The 16,046-nt window shown below is 46.0% G+C and carries 17 protein-coding genes; 14 read left to right on the forward strand and 3 right to left on the reverse strand.

Going from position 1 to position 16,046, the window contains the following annotated elements; translation table 11 throughout:
- Nucleotides 1-19: 19 nt before the first annotated feature.
- From frsA to pgpA, 12 genes are all read left to right on the forward strand, one after another.
- Complete coding sequence (frsA, locus tag R7035_RS14555) at nt 20-1,267, forward strand: esterase FrsA (RefSeq protein ID WP_005391416.1); 1,248 nt, start codon at nt 20-22, stop codon at nt 1,265-1,267.
- 115 nt (nt 1,268-1,382) lie between these two features.
- On the forward strand, nt 1,383-1,772 hold the full coding sequence (gene crl / locus R7035_RS14560) for a sigma factor-binding protein Crl (protein WP_005391414.1): 390 nt from the start codon (nt 1,383-1,385) through the stop codon (nt 1,770-1,772).
- Nucleotides 1,773-1,893: 121 nt separating this feature from the next.
- Nucleotides 1,894-3,033 carry a glutamate 5-kinase gene (proB, locus tag R7035_RS14565; RefSeq protein WP_005391413.1) on the forward strand — a complete coding sequence of 380 codons (1,140 nt, stop codon included), beginning with the start codon at nt 1,894-1,896 and terminating at the stop codon, nt 3,031-3,033.
- Nucleotides 3,034-3,050: 17 nt separating this feature from the next.
- Nucleotides 3,051-4,301: a glutamate-5-semialdehyde dehydrogenase gene (locus tag R7035_RS14570; RefSeq protein WP_124008578.1), complete on the forward strand. Its 1,251-nt coding sequence runs from the start codon at nt 3,051-3,053 to the stop codon at nt 4,299-4,301.
- Between the two features lie 206 nt (nt 4,302-4,507).
- Entirely contained in the window at nt 4,508-4,957 is a 450-nt protein-coding gene (gene nrdR, locus R7035_RS14575) for a transcriptional regulator NrdR (RefSeq protein ID WP_005381578.1), read from the forward strand.
- Between the two features lie 7 nt (nt 4,958-4,964).
- Complete coding sequence (ribD, locus tag R7035_RS14580) at nt 4,965-6,092, forward strand: bifunctional diaminohydroxyphosphoribosylaminopyrimidine deaminase/5-amino-6-(5-phosphoribosylamino)uracil reductase RibD (RefSeq protein WP_262651972.1); 1,128 nt, start codon at nt 4,965-4,967, stop codon at nt 6,090-6,092.
- Between the two features lie 8 nt (nt 6,093-6,100).
- Nucleotides 6,101-6,754, forward strand: a complete 654-nt coding sequence (locus tag R7035_RS14585) for a riboflavin synthase (RefSeq protein WP_005381574.1) — start codon at nt 6,101-6,103, stop codon at nt 6,752-6,754.
- Between the two features lie 173 nt (nt 6,755-6,927).
- A complete protein-coding gene (ribBA, locus tag R7035_RS14590) occupies nt 6,928-8,037 on the forward strand; it encodes a bifunctional 3,4-dihydroxy-2-butanone-4-phosphate synthase/GTP cyclohydrolase II (protein WP_005381573.1) in 1,110 nt (369 codons plus the stop codon).
- 169 nt (nt 8,038-8,206) lie between these two features.
- Nucleotides 8,207-8,677, forward strand: coding sequence for a 6,7-dimethyl-8-ribityllumazine synthase (gene ribE, locus R7035_RS14595; RefSeq protein ID WP_005381572.1), 471 nt, complete (start codon nt 8,207-8,209; stop codon nt 8,675-8,677).
- Entirely contained in the window at nt 8,677-9,144 is a 468-nt protein-coding gene (gene nusB, locus R7035_RS14600; RefSeq protein ID WP_005381571.1) for a transcription antitermination factor NusB, read from the forward strand. Before ribE ends, nusB begins: the two co-directional genes overlap by 1 nt.
- Before the next feature lie 78 nt (nt 9,145-9,222).
- On the forward strand, nt 9,223-10,188 hold the full coding sequence (gene thiL / locus R7035_RS14605; protein ID WP_005381570.1) for a thiamine-phosphate kinase: 966 nt from the start codon (nt 9,223-9,225) through the stop codon (nt 10,186-10,188).
- A gap of 91 nt (nt 10,189-10,279) precedes the next feature.
- Nucleotides 10,280-10,786 (forward strand): phosphatidylglycerophosphatase A, encoded by a 507-nt coding sequence (gene pgpA, locus R7035_RS14610; protein WP_031780838.1) that lies wholly within the window; start codon nt 10,280-10,282, stop codon nt 10,784-10,786.
- A gap of 47 nt (nt 10,787-10,833) precedes the next feature.
- On the opposite strand, the gene dxs is transcribed toward pgpA, so the two are convergent.
- The 3 genes from dxs to xseB are packed head-to-tail and all read right to left on the reverse strand — an operon-like array spanning nt 10,834 to nt 13,868.
- Nucleotides 10,834-12,699: a 1-deoxy-D-xylulose-5-phosphate synthase gene (gene dxs / locus R7035_RS14615; protein ID WP_318146172.1), complete on the reverse strand. Its 1,866-nt coding sequence runs from the start codon at nt 12,697-12,699 to the stop codon at nt 10,834-10,836.
- A gap of 20 nt (nt 12,700-12,719) precedes the next feature.
- A complete protein-coding gene (ispA, locus tag R7035_RS14620; RefSeq protein ID WP_171344830.1) occupies nt 12,720-13,604 on the reverse strand; it encodes a (2E,6E)-farnesyl diphosphate synthase in 885 nt (294 codons plus the stop codon).
- 21 nt (nt 13,605-13,625) lie between these two features.
- Nucleotides 13,626-13,868 carry an exodeoxyribonuclease VII small subunit gene (gene xseB / locus R7035_RS14625; RefSeq protein WP_005381566.1) on the reverse strand — a complete coding sequence of 81 codons (243 nt, stop codon included), beginning with the start codon at nt 13,866-13,868 and terminating at the stop codon, nt 13,626-13,628.
- 263 nt (nt 13,869-14,131) lie between these two features.
- On the opposite strand from xseB, the gene pomA reads away from it, so the two are divergent.
- A complete protein-coding gene (gene pomA / locus R7035_RS14630; RefSeq protein ID WP_005381564.1) occupies nt 14,132-14,893 on the forward strand; it encodes a flagellar motor protein PomA in 762 nt (253 codons plus the stop codon).
- A gap of 14 nt (nt 14,894-14,907) precedes the next feature.
- Nucleotides 14,908-15,855 (forward strand): flagellar motor protein MotB, encoded by a 948-nt coding sequence (locus R7035_RS14635; RefSeq protein ID WP_042521210.1) that lies wholly within the window; start codon nt 14,908-14,910, stop codon nt 15,853-15,855.
- The last annotated feature ends 191 nt before the right edge of the window (nt 15,856-16,046 follow it).

Here is a 16,046-nt window from a genome sequence, read left to right on the forward strand (position 1 = left end):
ATAGCCTAAGGTTCTTCCTATGTCTGAAGACGTCAGTAAAAATCTTTCCGAAACTTTGTTCGTGAAACATAAGCAAGCAAAAGAAACCTCTGCGCTTACCCAGTACATGCCGACCAGTCAAAAAATACTTGATGAGCGAGAGGCGCAGGGTGATCGTGCTTGGTATCGTCATTTGCGCCGCTTGCAATGGGCTTGGCAAGGGTTGTCTCCGATAGAGATGGAAGGTGTGCTTTCTAAAATCGCTTCTTCTTCCCACTCTCGAACCAATGATGATTGGTTAGACACCGTAATGGGATACCACAACGGCAACTGGACATTTGAGTGGATTAAGCTCGGCATGGAGCATCAGAAGCGTTCAAATGAAATGCAAGGTGAGGAGGCCGCCGATGAACTCTTCACTGCTTCTTTGTGTTTTAGTATCGCAGGCTACCCACATCTGAAGAATGATAATTTGGCCTTGCAGGCTCAAGTGCTGGCAAACAAAGCGTACTCTGACGGCGCAGAGAAGACCAAGTACACCATCAAGCAAATTGAAGTGCCTTACCAAAATCGCAAAATCATCGCGAACCTTCATTTGCCAAGAACCGACAAGCAACTGCCTGTGGTGATGGTGAGCGCTGGTCTCGATACGTTACAAACCGACATGTGGCGTTTGTTCCGCAATCATCTTGCACCGCGAGATATTGCAATGTTGACGGTCGACATGCCTTCGGTGGGGCACAGTTCTCACTGGCCTTTGACTGAGAACTCAAGCTGTCTGCACCAAGCGGTACTAAATGAGCTGTATTCATTGCCTTGGGTGGATCATCACAAAGTGGGGTTAGTTGGATTTCGTTTTGGTGGTAATGCCATGATCCGACTCTCTTTTGTTGAGCAAGAGAAGATCAAAGCTTGTGTAGCCCTCGGCGCACCCGTACATGATATTTTTACTTCCCCTGAGAAGCTGCAAAAAATGCCGAAGATGTATCTGGATCTGTTGGCTTCTCGCTTAGGGAAAAGCGCGGTTGATATTAATAGCATGGCGGGCCAGATGATGGCCTGGTCATTGAAGGTTCAGGGCTTCTTGAGCAGTAGAAAAACTAAAGTACCTATTTTAGCTTTGAGCCTTGAAGGCGATCCGGTGTCTCCACACAGTGATAACCAACTCGTCGCGCTGTTTAGCCAGTATGGCAGAGCGAAAAAAATCAGTTCCAAAACGATTACAAAAGGATATGAGCAATCCCTCGATTTAGCCATAAAGTGGCTAGAAGATGAATTATTAGGGTGACAATTCTCCTAAATTAGTTAAAAGTGATATATCTGAGCAAAAAATAAGCTCATGATAATTAAAAATAATAATCATTCTTGGGTGTTTACTTTTAACTATGAAAACGGAGATTCATATGTCAGAGACGACTCAGGGCCCGACTCACTTTCGCTTGATGTCAAAGTTGAAGGCGATAGGGCCTTACCTGCGCGAACCACAATCGCAAGAAGGGCGCTATTATTTTGATTGTCTATCTGTTTGTGTAGACGACAAAAAATCGCCTGAGAAGCGTGAATTTTGGGGCTGGTGGATGGATTTAGAATCCATCGAAGGAGGCTTTACTGCCAAATATCATATCGGCAAGTACAACAAAGAAGGGCAATGGGTATCTGAAGCCCTGCCTAAAAAAGCGGTAGAGGAAGTGTATCTGACGCAGAGCACATTCCATCAAAAGCTGGTTGATACTTTAGAAGAACACTTCAAATTAGAAGTCGAATATCACACGGAGTCTTTCGATTTCGCTTAATTTGGTTGTTTTCATTTAATACCAAACAAAAAGGTGCGAAAACGCACCTTTTCTCTTGTTAATTCCCTCTTTGATTGTTAAAACATCCTCTCTTTATTTGTTTTTCACTTCAGAAGACATCATGACAACGAATCAACAAAATGCAGTTGTTTCACAACCACAAACTGTCGTTGTGAAACTGGGTACAAGTGTGCTGACAGGCGGCACTCTGGCACTCGACCGTGCTCACATGGTTGAGTTAGCGCGCCAGTGTGCTGAGCTTAAAAAACAAGGCCATTCAGTGGTAATGGTTTCGTCTGGTGCTATTGCAGCAGGCCGTGAGCATCTTGGTTACCCCGCATTGCCCAACGAGATGGCGAGTAAACAATTACTTGCGGCGGTGGGGCAAAGTCGCTTGATTCAAACATGGGAGTCTTTGTTTGGTATTTACGGTATCAAGATCGGCCAAATGCTACTAACTCGTGCTGATTTAGAAGATCGCGAGCGATTCCTAAACGCACGTGACACCATCAATGCGCTCGTTGCGAACGATATTATTCCTATCGTAAACGAAAATGATGCCGTTGCGACCAGTGAGATTAAAGTGGGCGATAACGACAACCTTTCCGCTTTGGTGGGCATTTTGTGTGGCGCAGATAAGCTCTTGCTTTTAACTGACCAAAAAGGTCTGTTTACTGCTGACCCTCGTAAAGACCCGAACGCAGAGCTGATCAAGGAAGTAAAAACCATCGACGATACGCTGCGTAAAATCGCAGGAGGAAGTGGTACAACATTGGGTACAGGCGGTATGGCAACGAAGCTGCAAGCCGCAGACATCGCTCGCCGCGCTGGTATCGAGGTTATTATTGCTGCCGGTAGTGCACCGAATGTTATCTTTGACTCTTTGAGTGCAGAGCCACAAGGCACACGCTTCCTACCTTGCGCTGAAGCTTTAGAAAACCGTAAACGCTGGATTCTGGCGGGACCTGCGGCATCGGGCGACATCATTATTGATGACGGTGCGGTAAATGCTGTGGTCGGTAAGGGCAGTAGCCTACTTGCTAAAGGGGTAATCAAAGTAAGTGGTGACTTTGCTCGAGGTGAAGTGGCGCGTGTAACAAATTCTCACGGTAAGTTGGTGGCTCGTGGCATCAGCGCCTACTCAAGTGATGACCTAACTAAAATTACTGGTAAGCACAGTAAAGATATCATCTCTATTTTGGGGCATGATTATGGCTCTGAGGTGATTCATCGCGATGATTTGGTCGTCATTCAGGAATAGAATTAGAGGGAAGCAAAGTGGATTTAACGAATATGGGTAAAGCTGCTAAAGATGCAGCTTTCGAATTAGCGACAGCGTCAACTGCGCAAAAGAACCAAGCTTTAGCGATCATCGCTGATGAGCTAGAAGCAAACTCCGCTGCTATTTTGGCGGCAAACGCTAAAGACATCGAACTTGGCCGTGAAGCGGGTTTAACCGATGCGCTGCTCGATCGCCTTTTGCTGAATGAAGAACGATTGACTGCAATTGCGAATGATGTTCGCAACGTCATTAGCTTGAACGATCCTGTGGGCAGCGAAATCGACAGTAAGGTACTGGAAAATGGGATGTCATTGTCTCGCCGCCGCGTACCACTGGGTGTTGTGGGCGTAATTTATGAAGCGCGTCCTAACGTAACTATTGATATTGCGGCGCTGTGCTTGAAAACCGGCAACGCAAGCATTTTGCGTGGCGGCAAAGAGACATTTTTCTCGAATATGGAATTGGTAAAGGTTATTCAGTCTGCGCTAGCAAAGGCGAACCTTCCTGCCGCTTCGGTTCAGTACATTGAAAAGCCAGATCGTGAGCTAGTCTCTCAACTGCTTAAACTGGACGATTACGTCGACATGATCATTCCACGCGGTGGTGCTGGCCTACACAAAATGTGTAAAGAAAACAGCACGATTCCGGTGATTATTGGCGGCTTTGGTATTAGCCATATCTTTGTCGACGAATCCGCTGATCTAGAGAAATCCCTGAATGTGGTTGAAAACTCGAAAGTTCAACGCCCATCAGCATGTAACTCACTAGATACGCTGCTCGTGCATGAAAAAATTGCAGCACAGTTTCTACCAATGATCGTTGAGCGTATGGACGAAAAAGTGACGTTCGTGGCAGAGCCAAAAGCAAAAGAACTCATGGAGCAAGCGAAACAAGTACGCGATGCTGTTGAAGGTGACTTTGATACGGAATGGTTGAGCTACACCCTTGGTGTAAAAGTCGTGTCTGATGTGAAAGATGCCATTGATCATATGCGTGTTCATAACGCGAGCCACTCAGATGCGATCATGACCAATAGTTTGGAAAACTCAGAACTGTTCATCAATTCTGTCGGTTCGGCGGCGGTTTATGTGAATGCTTCAACGCGCTTTACAGACGGTGCGCAATTTGGCCTTGGCGCAGAAGTCGCAGTATCCACGCAAAAGCTACATGCCCGTGGTCCAATGGGCTTAGAAGAGCTAACTAGCTACAAGTGGGTTGGTAAAGCGAATTACTTAGCACGCAGTTAACACATTCAACGAGATCTTGAGTGAAAAAGGGGCCTTTGGGCCCCTTTTTGTTTTGTCTAACATACCAATTCCGCTACACTACATGAGCTTTTATTTCGGTTTGAAAGCGTTATACCCAAATAGCTTTAATAGAGTTCGTATAACCACGAACGCGTGGTTATCCGTGATTGCTCATGAGGTTATTTTGGTATAGATATGGAGGTGATATGCATTGTCCTTTTTGTTCCGAGAACGATACCAAAGTTATTGATTCCCGCTTAGTGGCTGATGGCCATCAAGTTCGACGTCGCCGTCAGTGCTTGGCGTGTAGCGAGCGTTTTACTACGTTTGAAAGCGCAGAGTTAGTGATGCCTAAAGTGATCAAATCGAATGGCAACCGTGAACCATTTGATGAAGATAAAATGGTTGGCGGTATTCAACGCGCTTTAGAGAAACGCCCAGTGAGTGCTGATTCTATAGAGTTAGCGATCAGTATGATCAAATCACAACTGCGTGCGACGGGTGAGCGAGAGGTTCCGAGTGAAATGATTGGTAATTTAGTCATGGACCAACTCAAAGAGCTCGACAAGGTCGCTTATATCCGTTTCGCCTCAGTTTACCGCAGCTTTGAAGACATTCGCGAGTTTGGCGAAGAGATTGCCCGCCTAGAAGACTGAGTAGCTCATGACTCAACATACTCCTGAAAGAGCGTTTTCTGATTTAGATTTCGCCATGATGTCACGAGCTATTAAGTTAGCGAGACGTGGCATTTATACCACCGCCCCAAATCCAAATGTGGGGTGCGTCATCGTTCGTGATGAAGAAATTGTTGGTGAGGGCTATCACCACCGCGCTGGTGAGCCGCATGCCGAAGTGCACGCGATGCGCATGGCGGGTGAAAAAGCAGTTGGTGCAACCGCTTATGTGACGCTAGAACCTTGCTCTCATTACGGCCGTACACCGCCATGTGCCGAAGGGCTGATTAAAGCCAAAGTGGCACGTGTGGTTTGCGCCATGGTAGACCCAAACCCGAAAGTTGCAGGTCGCGGCATCCAGATGTTACGTGATGCCGGAATTGAAGTACAAATCGGCTTGTTAGAGCAAGATGCCCTTGCCCTTAACCCTGGTTTTATAAAGTACATGCGTACAGGCATGCCGTTTGTTCAATTAAAAATGGCAGCCAGTTTGGATGGGCAAAGCGCACTCAGTAATGGTCAGAGCCAATGGATCACCTCCCCTGCGGCCCGCCAAGATGTGCAGCGTTATCGAGCGATAAGTGGTGGCATTCTTTCTACTAGCAAAACGGTGATTGATGATAATGCATCACTCAATGTGCGCTGGGATGACTTACCTAATAGTGTTCAAGCGCAGTATTTACAAGAAGAGCTTCGTCAACCAGTACGTGTAATCTTAGACCGTCAGAACCATTTAACTGATGCGCTCAAGCTGTTCCATACCGATGGAGAACGAGTTATTGTTCGCTCTGATGGAGACTGTATCCCTCTATTGGACAGCGCTCACCAAATTGACTTATCAACGACATTAAAACGTATCTCGGATGAGCACCACATCAATCACTTATGGGTTGAAGCTGGAGCTACGCTAGCGAGTGCGATGATAAAGGCTAATCTTGTAGATGAGCTCATTGTTTACCTTGCGCCAAAACTCATGGGCAGCGATGGTCGGGGGCTTATCGGTGCTTTAGGGTTAAGCGCTATGGCTGACGTCATAGATTTAAACATTACAGACGTTCGTATGGTTGGGGTAGACATTCGCATCACCGCCACCATAAAACGTAATGAAATTAGATAAGAAATAGTATGTTTACAGGAATAGTAGAAGCAGTTGGCAAGTTAGCTGCGATTACGCCGAAGGGCGAAGACATCACCGTCACGGTTGAAACGGGTACGCTTGATATGTCAGACGTTAAGTTAGGCGATAGCATTGCGACCAATGGTGTTTGCTTAACGGTAGTTGACTTCGGAAGCCACTATTACAGTGCTGATCTGTCATTAGAAACCTTGAAGAAAACTGGGTTTGCTGAATACCAAGTAGGCGATAAGGTGAATCTAGAAAAAGCCATGTTGCCAACAACGCGATTGGGTGGACATATCGTTTCTGGCCATGTCGATGGGGTTGGTGAAATTGTCGAACGCAATTCAGTTGGCCGTGCGATAGAGTTTTGGGTTGCAATGCCTGCGGAAATTAGCAAGTACGTTGCAGAGAAAGGCTCGATTACTGTTGATGGTATTAGCCTAACCGTCAACGACTTACGTAAAAATGCTTTTAAGCTGACGATCGTTCCTCATACGAGTGAAGAAACTACGATTGACCAGTTTCAAGTGGGGCGCAAAGTCAACTTAGAAGTTGATGTACTTGCGCGTTATATGGAGCGTTTACTGCAAGGACAACAAGAAGATAAGGCCGAGTCTCGTATCACGATGGACTTTTTACAGCAAAACGGTTTTGCATAAGTCTTGGGAGTGGCTGCGTGAGGCATGCGATAAAGAGCAGACTCACAGAACACCGCGAGATTCATTGACTTGCTTAATGCAAAGCTCAAACTATTGACCTAACTAGCATTCACTGCAACGTAATTTTTCATTGCTGTCGCAATAACAAATTTAGAATAACGGGATAACAGACTATGCCAATCAGTACGCCACAAGAAATTATTGATGATATTCGCGCAGGCAAAATGGTCATCCTAATGGATGATGAAGACCGCGAGAATGAAGGTGACTTGATCATGGCTGCCGAGCATATTACGCCGGAAGCCATCAACTTTATGGCAACCTATGGCCGTGGCCTGATTTGTTTAACCATGACCAAAGATCGTTGCGAAAGTCTAGGTCTGCCACCAATGGTGCAAGACAATAATGCGCAATACACCACCAACTTTACTGTTTCGATTGAGGCAGCAGAAGGGGTAACGACTGGTATTTCAGCCGCAGATCGCGCACGTACCGTTCAAGCAGCAGTCGCGCCAAACGCTAAAGCTGCGGATTTGGTGCAGCCTGGTCACATCTTCCCTCTCGCAGCTCAAGACGGCGGTGTACTGACTCGCGCAGGTCACACTGAAGCTGGCTGTGATTTGGCTCGTCTTGCTGGTTTAGAGCCAGCATCGGTGATTGTTGAGATCTTAAATGACGACGGCACGATGGCTCGTCGCCCAGATCTAGAGATCTTTGCAGAGAAGCACGGTATTAAATTGGGCACTATTGCCGACCTAATTGAGTACCGCAATAACACTGAGACAACGATTGAACGTGTGGCAGAGTGCAAGTTACCGACAGAGTTTGGCGAGTTCACGTTAGTCACGTACAAAGACACCATTGATAACCAAGTGCACTACGCAATGTGCAAGGGCGATTTGAAAGAAAAAGCGCCACTGGTTCGCGTTCATCTTCAAGACGTTTTTACCGACTTACTACGTAGCGATCGTAATGCAGAGCGCAGCTGGACACTAGATAAGGCAATGAAACGCATTGGTGAAGAGGGCGGTGTACTGGTTGTTCTTGGCCATGAAGAATCGACCGATCTACTTATTCATCGCGTGAAGATGTTCGAAGCGCAAGACAAAGGTGAAGCACCAACGCTTGCTAAAAAACAAGGCACGTCTCGCCGTGTTGGCGTTGGTTCACAGATTCTTGCGGATCTCGGTGTACATGATATGCGTCTTCTGTCATCGACCAACAAAAAGTACCACGCGTTAGGTGGTTTTGGTCTGAACGTTGTTGAGTACGTCTGCGAGTAACAACAGAACAATAAGTTCCTAGTCTTTGACGTGCTTAACTCGTCAATGGCTAGGAACCGGTGATTTGCCTCCAATTTCCATTAGATATTGCTCACAAATTTGTGCTAGAATCCGGCGATTCTCACTTGATGAACATATTTCACTTATAAATAGAGTTAAAGGAAAGCTTATGAAAGTGATCGAGGGTGGCTTCCCAGCGCCAAATGCAAAAATTGCTATCGTTATTTCTCGTTTCAACAGTTTTATTAACGAAAGCCTACTTTCTGGTGCGATCGATACACTAAAGCGTCACGGACAAGTAAGCGAAGACAACATCACGGTTGTGCGTTGTCCAGGTGCCGTAGAACTACCTCTAGTAGCTCAGCGTGTTGCTAAAACTGGCAAATTCGACGCTATTGTTTCTCTAGGGTCTGTTATTCGTGGTGGAACGCCTCACTTTGACTATGTTTGTAGTGAAATGAACAAAGGTCTAGCACAAGTGTCTATGGAATTCAGCATTCCAGTAGCATTTGGTGTTTTGACTGTTGATACGATCGATCAAGCGATTGAACGCGCAGGAACCAAGGCTGGTAATAAAGGTGCAGAGGCTGCACTAAGCGCACTTGAAATGATTAATGTACTATCTGAAATTGATTCCTAATGGGGGCCAGTGTGAAACCAGCCGCACGTCGTAACGCACGTCAATTCGCTCTACAGGCGATCTACTCATGGCAAATTACTAAAGAGAATGTTGCCAAGATTGAAGAACAGTTTTTGTCTGGCGACAAATACGATGAAGAAGAACTTCATGCATCTGAGCCAGCGCTTGCTGCTCCAGAGACAGACGTAGCTTACTTCCGTGAACTATTAAGCGGTGTTGTACTTAGCCACGCTGAGCTAGATAGCAAAATTCGTCCATACATCTCTCGTCCTATGCAGGATTTAGATATGATGGAACTTGCTCTTCTTCGCCTTGCTATGTACGAGATGACTCGTCGCGAAGATGTTCCTTACAAAGTTGTTATCAATGAAGCGATTGAACTTGCAAAAGTTTTCGCAGCAGAAGATAGCCACAAGTTTGTGAATGGTGTACTTGATAAAGCAGCACCTCACATTCGTAAGAAATAACGATTTCTTCAATGAAAAGGTCAGCACATGCTGACCTTTTTTGTATCAAAAGCTTTTACATCAAAAAGTAAGTGAATTATGTCTGGTGAATTTAATCTGATAGACAAATACTTCGTCGGTCGTCAGAGCCAACGTAAAGATGTCCATCTAGCCGCTGGTGATGATTGCGCTTTGGTCAAAGCGCCAGCTAATGTTCAGATTGCGATTAGCACGGATACATTGGTAGCTGGAACGCATTTCTTAGCCGACGCGAACCCAGCATGGGTCGCACACAAAGCATTGGCTTCTAACATCAGTGATTTGGCAGCGATGGGAGCAACGCCTGCATGGGTGAGCTTTGCATTAACGATGCCCGAGCCAGATGAAGAATGGCTTGCACCTTTCTGTGATGCATTTTTCGAACTGGCTGATTACTATGGTATTCAGTTAATTGGCGGTGATACCACCAAAGGGCCATTGTGTCTGACACTCACGGTGCAAGGTTTTGTACCTGAAGACAAAGCGCTCACGCGATCCGGCGCAAAGCCTGGGGATTGGGTATACGTAACGGGAAACCTTGGCGATGCAAAAGCTGGCTTGGATGTGATTCTAGATGACTCTCTGCGCAGCAGAGCCGGCGCGGAAGCACTAGAGCGAGCTCATTACCTTAGTTCTCCGCGTGTGCTTGCTGGACAAGCTCTTGTTGGCTTAGCCTCTTCTGCGATAGATATTTCAGATGGTTTAATCTCTGATATTAAGCACATTTTACAGCGATCTCAGGTTGGGGTGAGTATTGATGTCTCTCAGCTACCGATCTCTTCAGAATTAGTCCAGTTTTTAGATGATAAGATCAGCGCGCAGCAGTATGCTTTAGCAAGTGGCGAAGAATACGAGTTGTGTTTTACCGTGCCGGAGCAAAATCGAGGCTCGTTACAAAGCGCTTTATCTCATACTGGCTGTAAGGTCACATGTATTGGTCAAATCCGACCAAATGGAACCTTCGAGCTGCATGATAACAATCAACCACTTGATTGGGACTTAAGTGGCTTCGACCACTTTAAATGATCTAAGCTAAGCTCTAGCCAAGAGCCTGTTATTATTGAGCAACTCACAGGCATGACGATTGAAACCAAACTAGCAGTATAGGTTTAAGGATATGACCAACCCTCTTTCTCTGATTTCATTAAAGAACCCGTGGCATCTATTGGCGACGGGTTTTGGCAGTGGATTATCCCCGTTTATCCCTGGAACAATGGGCACACTGGCGGCCGTGCCTTTCTTTTTGTTGTTGGCACAATTACCATTTACGGCGTATGTCATTGTTGTTCTGATTTCGTGTGTGATCGGCATTCAAATATGCCAAGTGACCTCTGCAGACATGAAGGTACATGATCATGGTTCAATCGTATGGGATGAGTTTGCAGGCTTTTGGATTACGATGAGCATTGTACCTGCACTGAATATTCCACTCACTGAATGGAAGTGGTTGATCACTGGCTTCATCTTATTTCGTTTTTTCGATATGGTAAAACCTTGGCCAATTGGGTGGCTAGATAAGCGAGTTCACGGTGGGCTGGGTATTATGGTTGATGATATCGTGGCGGGAGTTATGGCCGGTGTTGCCCTGTTTCTAGTCGCAAAATATGCGGGCTGGATGAATTAAACGTTGACCGTAAAAAAAGGGATGCTATGAGCATCCCTTTTTACATTCTATTTTGCTAAATAATCCAAGATGGATTTTTCAATTCCTTTTGCATCGAGACCAAGCTCTTCATGCAGTTCATCTTGTGTTCCCTGATGAATAAACTCATCTGGTAAACCTAGGTTCAACACAGGTTTAATGATTTTATCTTTCATCATGAACTCAACGACACCAGTACCAGCACCACCCGCGATAACATTTTCTTCTAACGTCACGAGCACGTCATGATCTGCGGCTAGTTGACGAATCAATGCCTCATCGAGCGGCTTCACAAAGCGCATATCAGCAACAGTGGCGTTAAGGTATTCTGCCGCTTCTAGCGCGTTACCCAAGAAGTTACCAAAGTTCAGAATAGCAACTTTTTCACCTTGGCGAACCATGCGTCCTTTACCGATTTCTAAAGCCGTAAACTCAGTTTCGATTTCTACGCCCATTCCGCTACCACGAGGGTATCGAACCGCACTCGGGCCAGAATGCTTATGGCCAGTGTAAAGCATTTGTCGGCACTCGTTTTCGTCGCTTGGCGCCATGATCACCATGTTCGGAATACAGCGCATAAAGCTCAAATCGAACGCACCTTGGTGAGTTTGACCATCTGCGCCAACGAGACCTGCGCGGTCGATCGCAAACATCACTGGTAAGTCCATGATCGCGATGTCGTGGATCAATTGGTCATAACCACGTTGCAAGAAAGTCGAATAGATAGCAACGATTGGATGATCGCCCGCAATTGCCATGCCTGTTGCCAGTGTCACTGCGTGCTGCTCAGCAATCGCCACATCAAAGTATTGGTCTGGGTACTCTTTTGAGAAACGCACCATACCTGATCCTTCGCGCATTGCTGGCGTAATTGCCATTAGCTTAGGATCTTGGGCCGCCATGTCACATAAAAAGTCACCGAAGATCTTTGAGTAAGTTGGCTTACCGCCACTGCTCTTCGGCAGACAATTATGCGTTGGATCGAATTTAGGAACACCATGGTAGCCGATAGGATCTTTCTCGGCAGGCTCATAACCTTTGCCTTTCTTGGTCATGATGTGTAGGAACTGAGGACCTTTGAGCTCACGCATATTTTTCAGCGTTTTGACGAGTTCATTGACGTCGTGTCCATCAATCGGGCCAATGTAATTAAAGCCGAACTCTTCGAACAGAGTACCAGGCACTACCATGCCTTTTAGGTGCTCTTCCGTACGGCGAACCAACTCTTTAATAGGTGGGACACCAGACAGCACTTTCTTGCCGCCTTCACGGATAGAAGTGTACAAGCTGCCAGAAAGTACTTTCGCAAGGTGGTTATTCAGGGCGCCGACGTTTTCTGAAATCGACATTTCGTTGTCGTTCAAAATCACCAACATATCAGGATGAACGTCGCCAGCGTGGTTCATGGCTTCGAATGCCATGCCTGCTGTAATTGCGCCATCACCAATCACACTGACGATTTTGCGGCCTTTACCTTCTTTTTGTGCGCTGATGGCCATGCCAAGACCTGCACTAATCGATGTCGAAGAGTGGCCGACAGATAAGGTGTCATATTCACTTTCTTCACGCCAAGGGAAAGGGTGTAGACCATCCTTTTGGCGAATTGTTGGCATTTTATCGCGACGTCCGGTGAGGATTTTGTGCGGGTAAGCCTGATGACCAACATCCCAGATCAATTTGTCGATAGGGGTGTTGTAAACATAATGCAGAGCGACAGTTAGCTCTACGGTGCCTAAGCCAGACGCTAAGTGTCCGCTAGATTGGCTCACTGAATTTAGCAGATACGTTCGCAGTTCATCACACAGATTTGGTAATGTTTCTTTCGGAAGAAGACGTAATTCTTCCGGTGTATTTGCTAACGCCAGTGTTGGGTACTTTGAAATATCAAGAGTCATATAAATGCGCGCTTATAGTGTTAATTTTTGCGCTCGATGACATATCGGGCGAACTCTTCGAGTAACTGAGTATTGTATGGGATAGCTTCCAATGCTTGAAGTGCTTCCTGTAACAGAGTGTGAGCTTTCTCTATGGCTCCCTCTAAACCCAGCAGGGAAGGATAAGTGCTCTTATTCAGACCTTGGTCGGAACCTTGAGGCTTACCCAGTGTTTCTGTGTCACTGATGATATCAAGAATATCGTCTTGAACCTGAAACGCCAAACCAATTGCTTTTGAGTAGCGCTCCAAGTGAGGTAGAACCTCGATACCTTTCTCACCAGCAGCTAATGCACCTAATTTTACCGCACAATCAATCAGAGCTCCGGTTTTTTTACGGTGTATCTCTTCCATTTCTTCAAGAGAAACTTGGCGATTTTCCGCGCCTAAATCTAAGGCTTGCCCTATACACATGCCGCTGGCACCAGAGGAATGCGCTAAGGCTTTGATCATATTGATGCGTTGAGCTTCAGCCGCCGAGCTTAATTGACCATCAGCAATAATAGTGAAGGCAAGAGTTTGTAGTGCATCACCTGTCAGTATTGCGGTTGCTTCATCAAACTTAATATGACAAGTTGGTTGACCTCGACGCAGTTCATCATCGTCCATGGCTGGCAGATCATCATGAATGAGTGAGTAGGCATGTATACATTCGATAGCAGCGGCGGGGGTGTCTAAGTCTTCAGGTTTACAGCCGAGCATTTGACCTGTGATGTAAACAAGAAAAGGGCGAACGCGTTTCCCACCTAGCAAAAGGCCGTATTTCATTGCTTGAATCAATGGCTGCTCTTGATATGGAAGCTGATCGAGCCACAAATTCAATTGCTGATTGTTTCTTTGTTGAAAAGACGTCAATGTCTGTTGCATCACATTGCTCACTACTGATTGTTATTCTGAATCTGGTTTGAAGTCACTCAGTGGTGCTTCATCATCTTCACTAAGAAGAATGCTCACGCGCTGTTCGGCGTCGCTTAATTTAGTTTGGCCTGCACGAGCTAAGGCAATGCCTCGTTCAAACTTACGCAGGGCATCATCTAGAGCAAGATCGCCATTTTCTAATTGATCAACCAAGCTATCAAGCTCTTCAATGGTTGCTTCAAAGGTCATGTTTTCTGGTTTCTTGACCGCCATCTTTTTTCTGCCTTAATCAAGCCTCGGGTAAGATGCACGAAAGTTACCTTAGCCTAGTAACTTGGTCAAATTTAACCTTATATAATTGTCACAAAATTAGCGTTCAACGAGTCTAAGCGGTGAAACCCCATATTTTGGTTGAGGTTGTTAGGTGTAATTTGTGATCCATTAGCTAAGATTTTTCTAAAAATTCTGCGCGAGTTGTCGATACAGGTAATAATCCGCCCAATGGCAGTATTTGAGTATAGCGTGAGGAGTGCTTTGTGGATTTAGCAACCCTATTAGGTTTGATTGGTGGTTTTGCATTCGTCATTATGGCGATGGTGCTTGGTGGCAGCATCGGCATGTTTGTCGATGTCACGTCGATCCTTATTGTCGTTGGTGGCTCAATATTCGTAGTGTTGATGAAGTTCACAATGGGACAGTTTTTTGGTGCGACAAAGATTGCTGGCAAAGCCTTCATGTTTAAAGCGGATGAACCCGAAGACCTGATCGCAAAAATTGTGGAAATGGCCGACGCGGCGCGTAAAGGTGGTTTTCTTGCTCTTGAAGAGATGGAAATAAACAACACATTCATGCAGAAAGGCATTGATCTACTGGTTGATGGCCATGATGCCGACGTTGTGAGAGCGGCACTCAAAAAAGACATCGCGCTTACAGATGAACGACATACGCAAGGTACTGGTGTATTTCGCGCCTTTGGCGACGTTGCTCCTGCGATGGGAATGATTGGCACCTTGGTTGGTCTTGTTGCGATGCTTTCAAACATGGATGACCCTAAAGCGATTGGACCAGCAATGGCCGTTGCACTCTTGACCACATTGTATGGCGCGATCCTGTCCAATATGGTGTTTTTCCCTATTGCGGATAAGCTTTCTCTTCGCCGTGACCAAGAAACGCTAAATCGCCGTTTGATCATGGATGGCGTATTAGCGATTCAAGATGGCCAAAACCCGCGAGTGATCGATAGTTACTTGAAGAACTACCTCAATGAAGGTAAACGTGCCCTTGAGATTGACGAGTAACTTGGAGAGTAGTGATGGATGATGAAGATAACAAATGCGATTGTCCGCCACCTGGCCTCCCGTTATGGATGGGGACATTCGCAGATTTGATGTCGCTACTGATGTGTTTCTTTGTTCTTCTGCTCTCGTTTTCTGAGATGGATGTACTGAAGTTCAAACAAATTGCAGGATCAATGAAATTTGCCTTCGGTGTGCAAAATCAGCTTGAAGTGAAAGACATTCCCAAAGGTACTAGCATTATTGCCCAAGAGTTTCGACCGGGTCGGCCGGAACCAACTCCGATTGATGTCATCATGCAGCAAACCATGGACATCACTCAGCAGACGCTCGAATTTCATGAAGGGGAGTCTGATCGAGCTGGTGGCACAAAACGTGATGAAGGCAAGTTAACGGGTGGGCAATCGCCAGAAACGTCAACTCAAAACAATGAGTCTGCCGAAGCGGACATGCAACAACAGCAATCTAAAGAGATGTCGCAAGAGATGGAAACCTTGATGGAAAGCATCAAGAAAGCCTTAGAGCGAGAGATTGAACAAGGCGCCATTGAAGTTGAAAACCTCGGTCAGCAGATTGTTATACGTATGCGTGAAAAAGGTGCATTCCCAGAAGGTTCGGCCTTCTTGCAGCCTAAGTTTCGTCCTTTAGTTCGTCAGATTGCAGAGCTAGTAAAAGACGTGCCAGGCATTGTGCGAGTATCTGGCCATACAGACAATCGACCGCTAGACTCGGAACTTTATCGTTCTAACTGGGATCTCTCTTCTCAGCGTGCAGTATCAGTCGCGCAAGAGATGGAGAAAGTGAGAGGCTTCTCTCATCAACGTTTAAGAGTACGAGGCATGGCGGATACGGAACCCTTGTTACCGAATGATTCTGATGAAAATCGCGCGCTTAACCGACGGGTTGAAATCAGCATTATGCAAGGCGAGCCTCTCTACAGTGAAGAAGTGCCGGTAATTCAATAACTAGGCTTTAGTTTTAAGTCAGTAAAGAGATAAGAAAGCGAGCAGATTGCTCGCTTTTTTTGTTTTTCCAATCCGCTTGGGTGTATAATCTTGCGCCTTAAAAGTGAGCTCAGACTACTTTTTGTGACTGAAACGCGGTTTTACTGCGTATGAAGTATTGAAGTTGAGTGTCACTCTTTGTTGATTGCGAA

Origin of the sequence: Vibrio sp. 1731 (assembly GCF_033339955.1) — a bacterium.
GTDB lineage: Bacteria > Pseudomonadota > Gammaproteobacteria > Enterobacterales > Vibrionaceae > Vibrio > Vibrio alginolyticus.

Coding starts and splice junctions, on each gene's coding strand:
- R7035_RS14635 (WP_042521210.1), top strand. CDS start 14,908: ATGGATGATGAAGATAACAAATGCGATTGTCCGCCACCTGGCCTCCCG.
- dxs (WP_318146172.1), bottom strand. CDS start 12,699: ATGACTCTTGATATTTCAAAGTACCCAACACTGGCGTTAGCAAATACA.
- nrdR (WP_005381578.1), top strand. CDS start 4,508: ATGCATTGTCCTTTTTGTTCCGAGAACGATACCAAAGTTATTGATTCC.
- ispA (WP_171344830.1), bottom strand. CDS start 13,604: ATGCAACAGACATTGACGTCTTTTCAACAAAGAAACAATCAGCAATTG.
- ribE (WP_005381572.1), top strand. CDS start 8,207: ATGAAAGTGATCGAGGGTGGCTTCCCAGCGCCAAATGCAAAAATTGCT.
- xseB (WP_005381566.1), bottom strand. CDS start 13,868: ATGGCGGTCAAGAAACCAGAAAACATGACCTTTGAAGCAACCATTGAA.
- proB (WP_005391413.1), top strand. CDS start 1,894: ATGACAACGAATCAACAAAATGCAGTTGTTTCACAACCACAAACTGTC.
- pgpA (WP_031780838.1), top strand. CDS start 10,280: ATGACCAACCCTCTTTCTCTGATTTCATTAAAGAACCCGTGGCATCTA.
- crl (WP_005391414.1), top strand. CDS start 1,383: ATGTCAGAGACGACTCAGGGCCCGACTCACTTTCGCTTGATGTCAAAG.
- ribBA (WP_005381573.1), top strand. CDS start 6,928: ATGCCAATCAGTACGCCACAAGAAATTATTGATGATATTCGCGCAGGC.
- thiL (WP_005381570.1), top strand. CDS start 9,223: ATGTCTGGTGAATTTAATCTGATAGACAAATACTTCGTCGGTCGTCAG.
- R7035_RS14585 (WP_005381574.1), top strand. CDS start 6,101: ATGTTTACAGGAATAGTAGAAGCAGTTGGCAAGTTAGCTGCGATTACG.
- ribD (WP_262651972.1), top strand. CDS start 4,965: ATGACTCAACATACTCCTGAAAGAGCGTTTTCTGATTTAGATTTCGCC.
- nusB (WP_005381571.1), top strand. CDS start 8,677: ATGGGGGCCAGTGTGAAACCAGCCGCACGTCGTAACGCACGTCAATTC.
- frsA (WP_005391416.1), top strand. CDS start 20: ATGTCTGAAGACGTCAGTAAAAATCTTTCCGAAACTTTGTTCGTGAAA.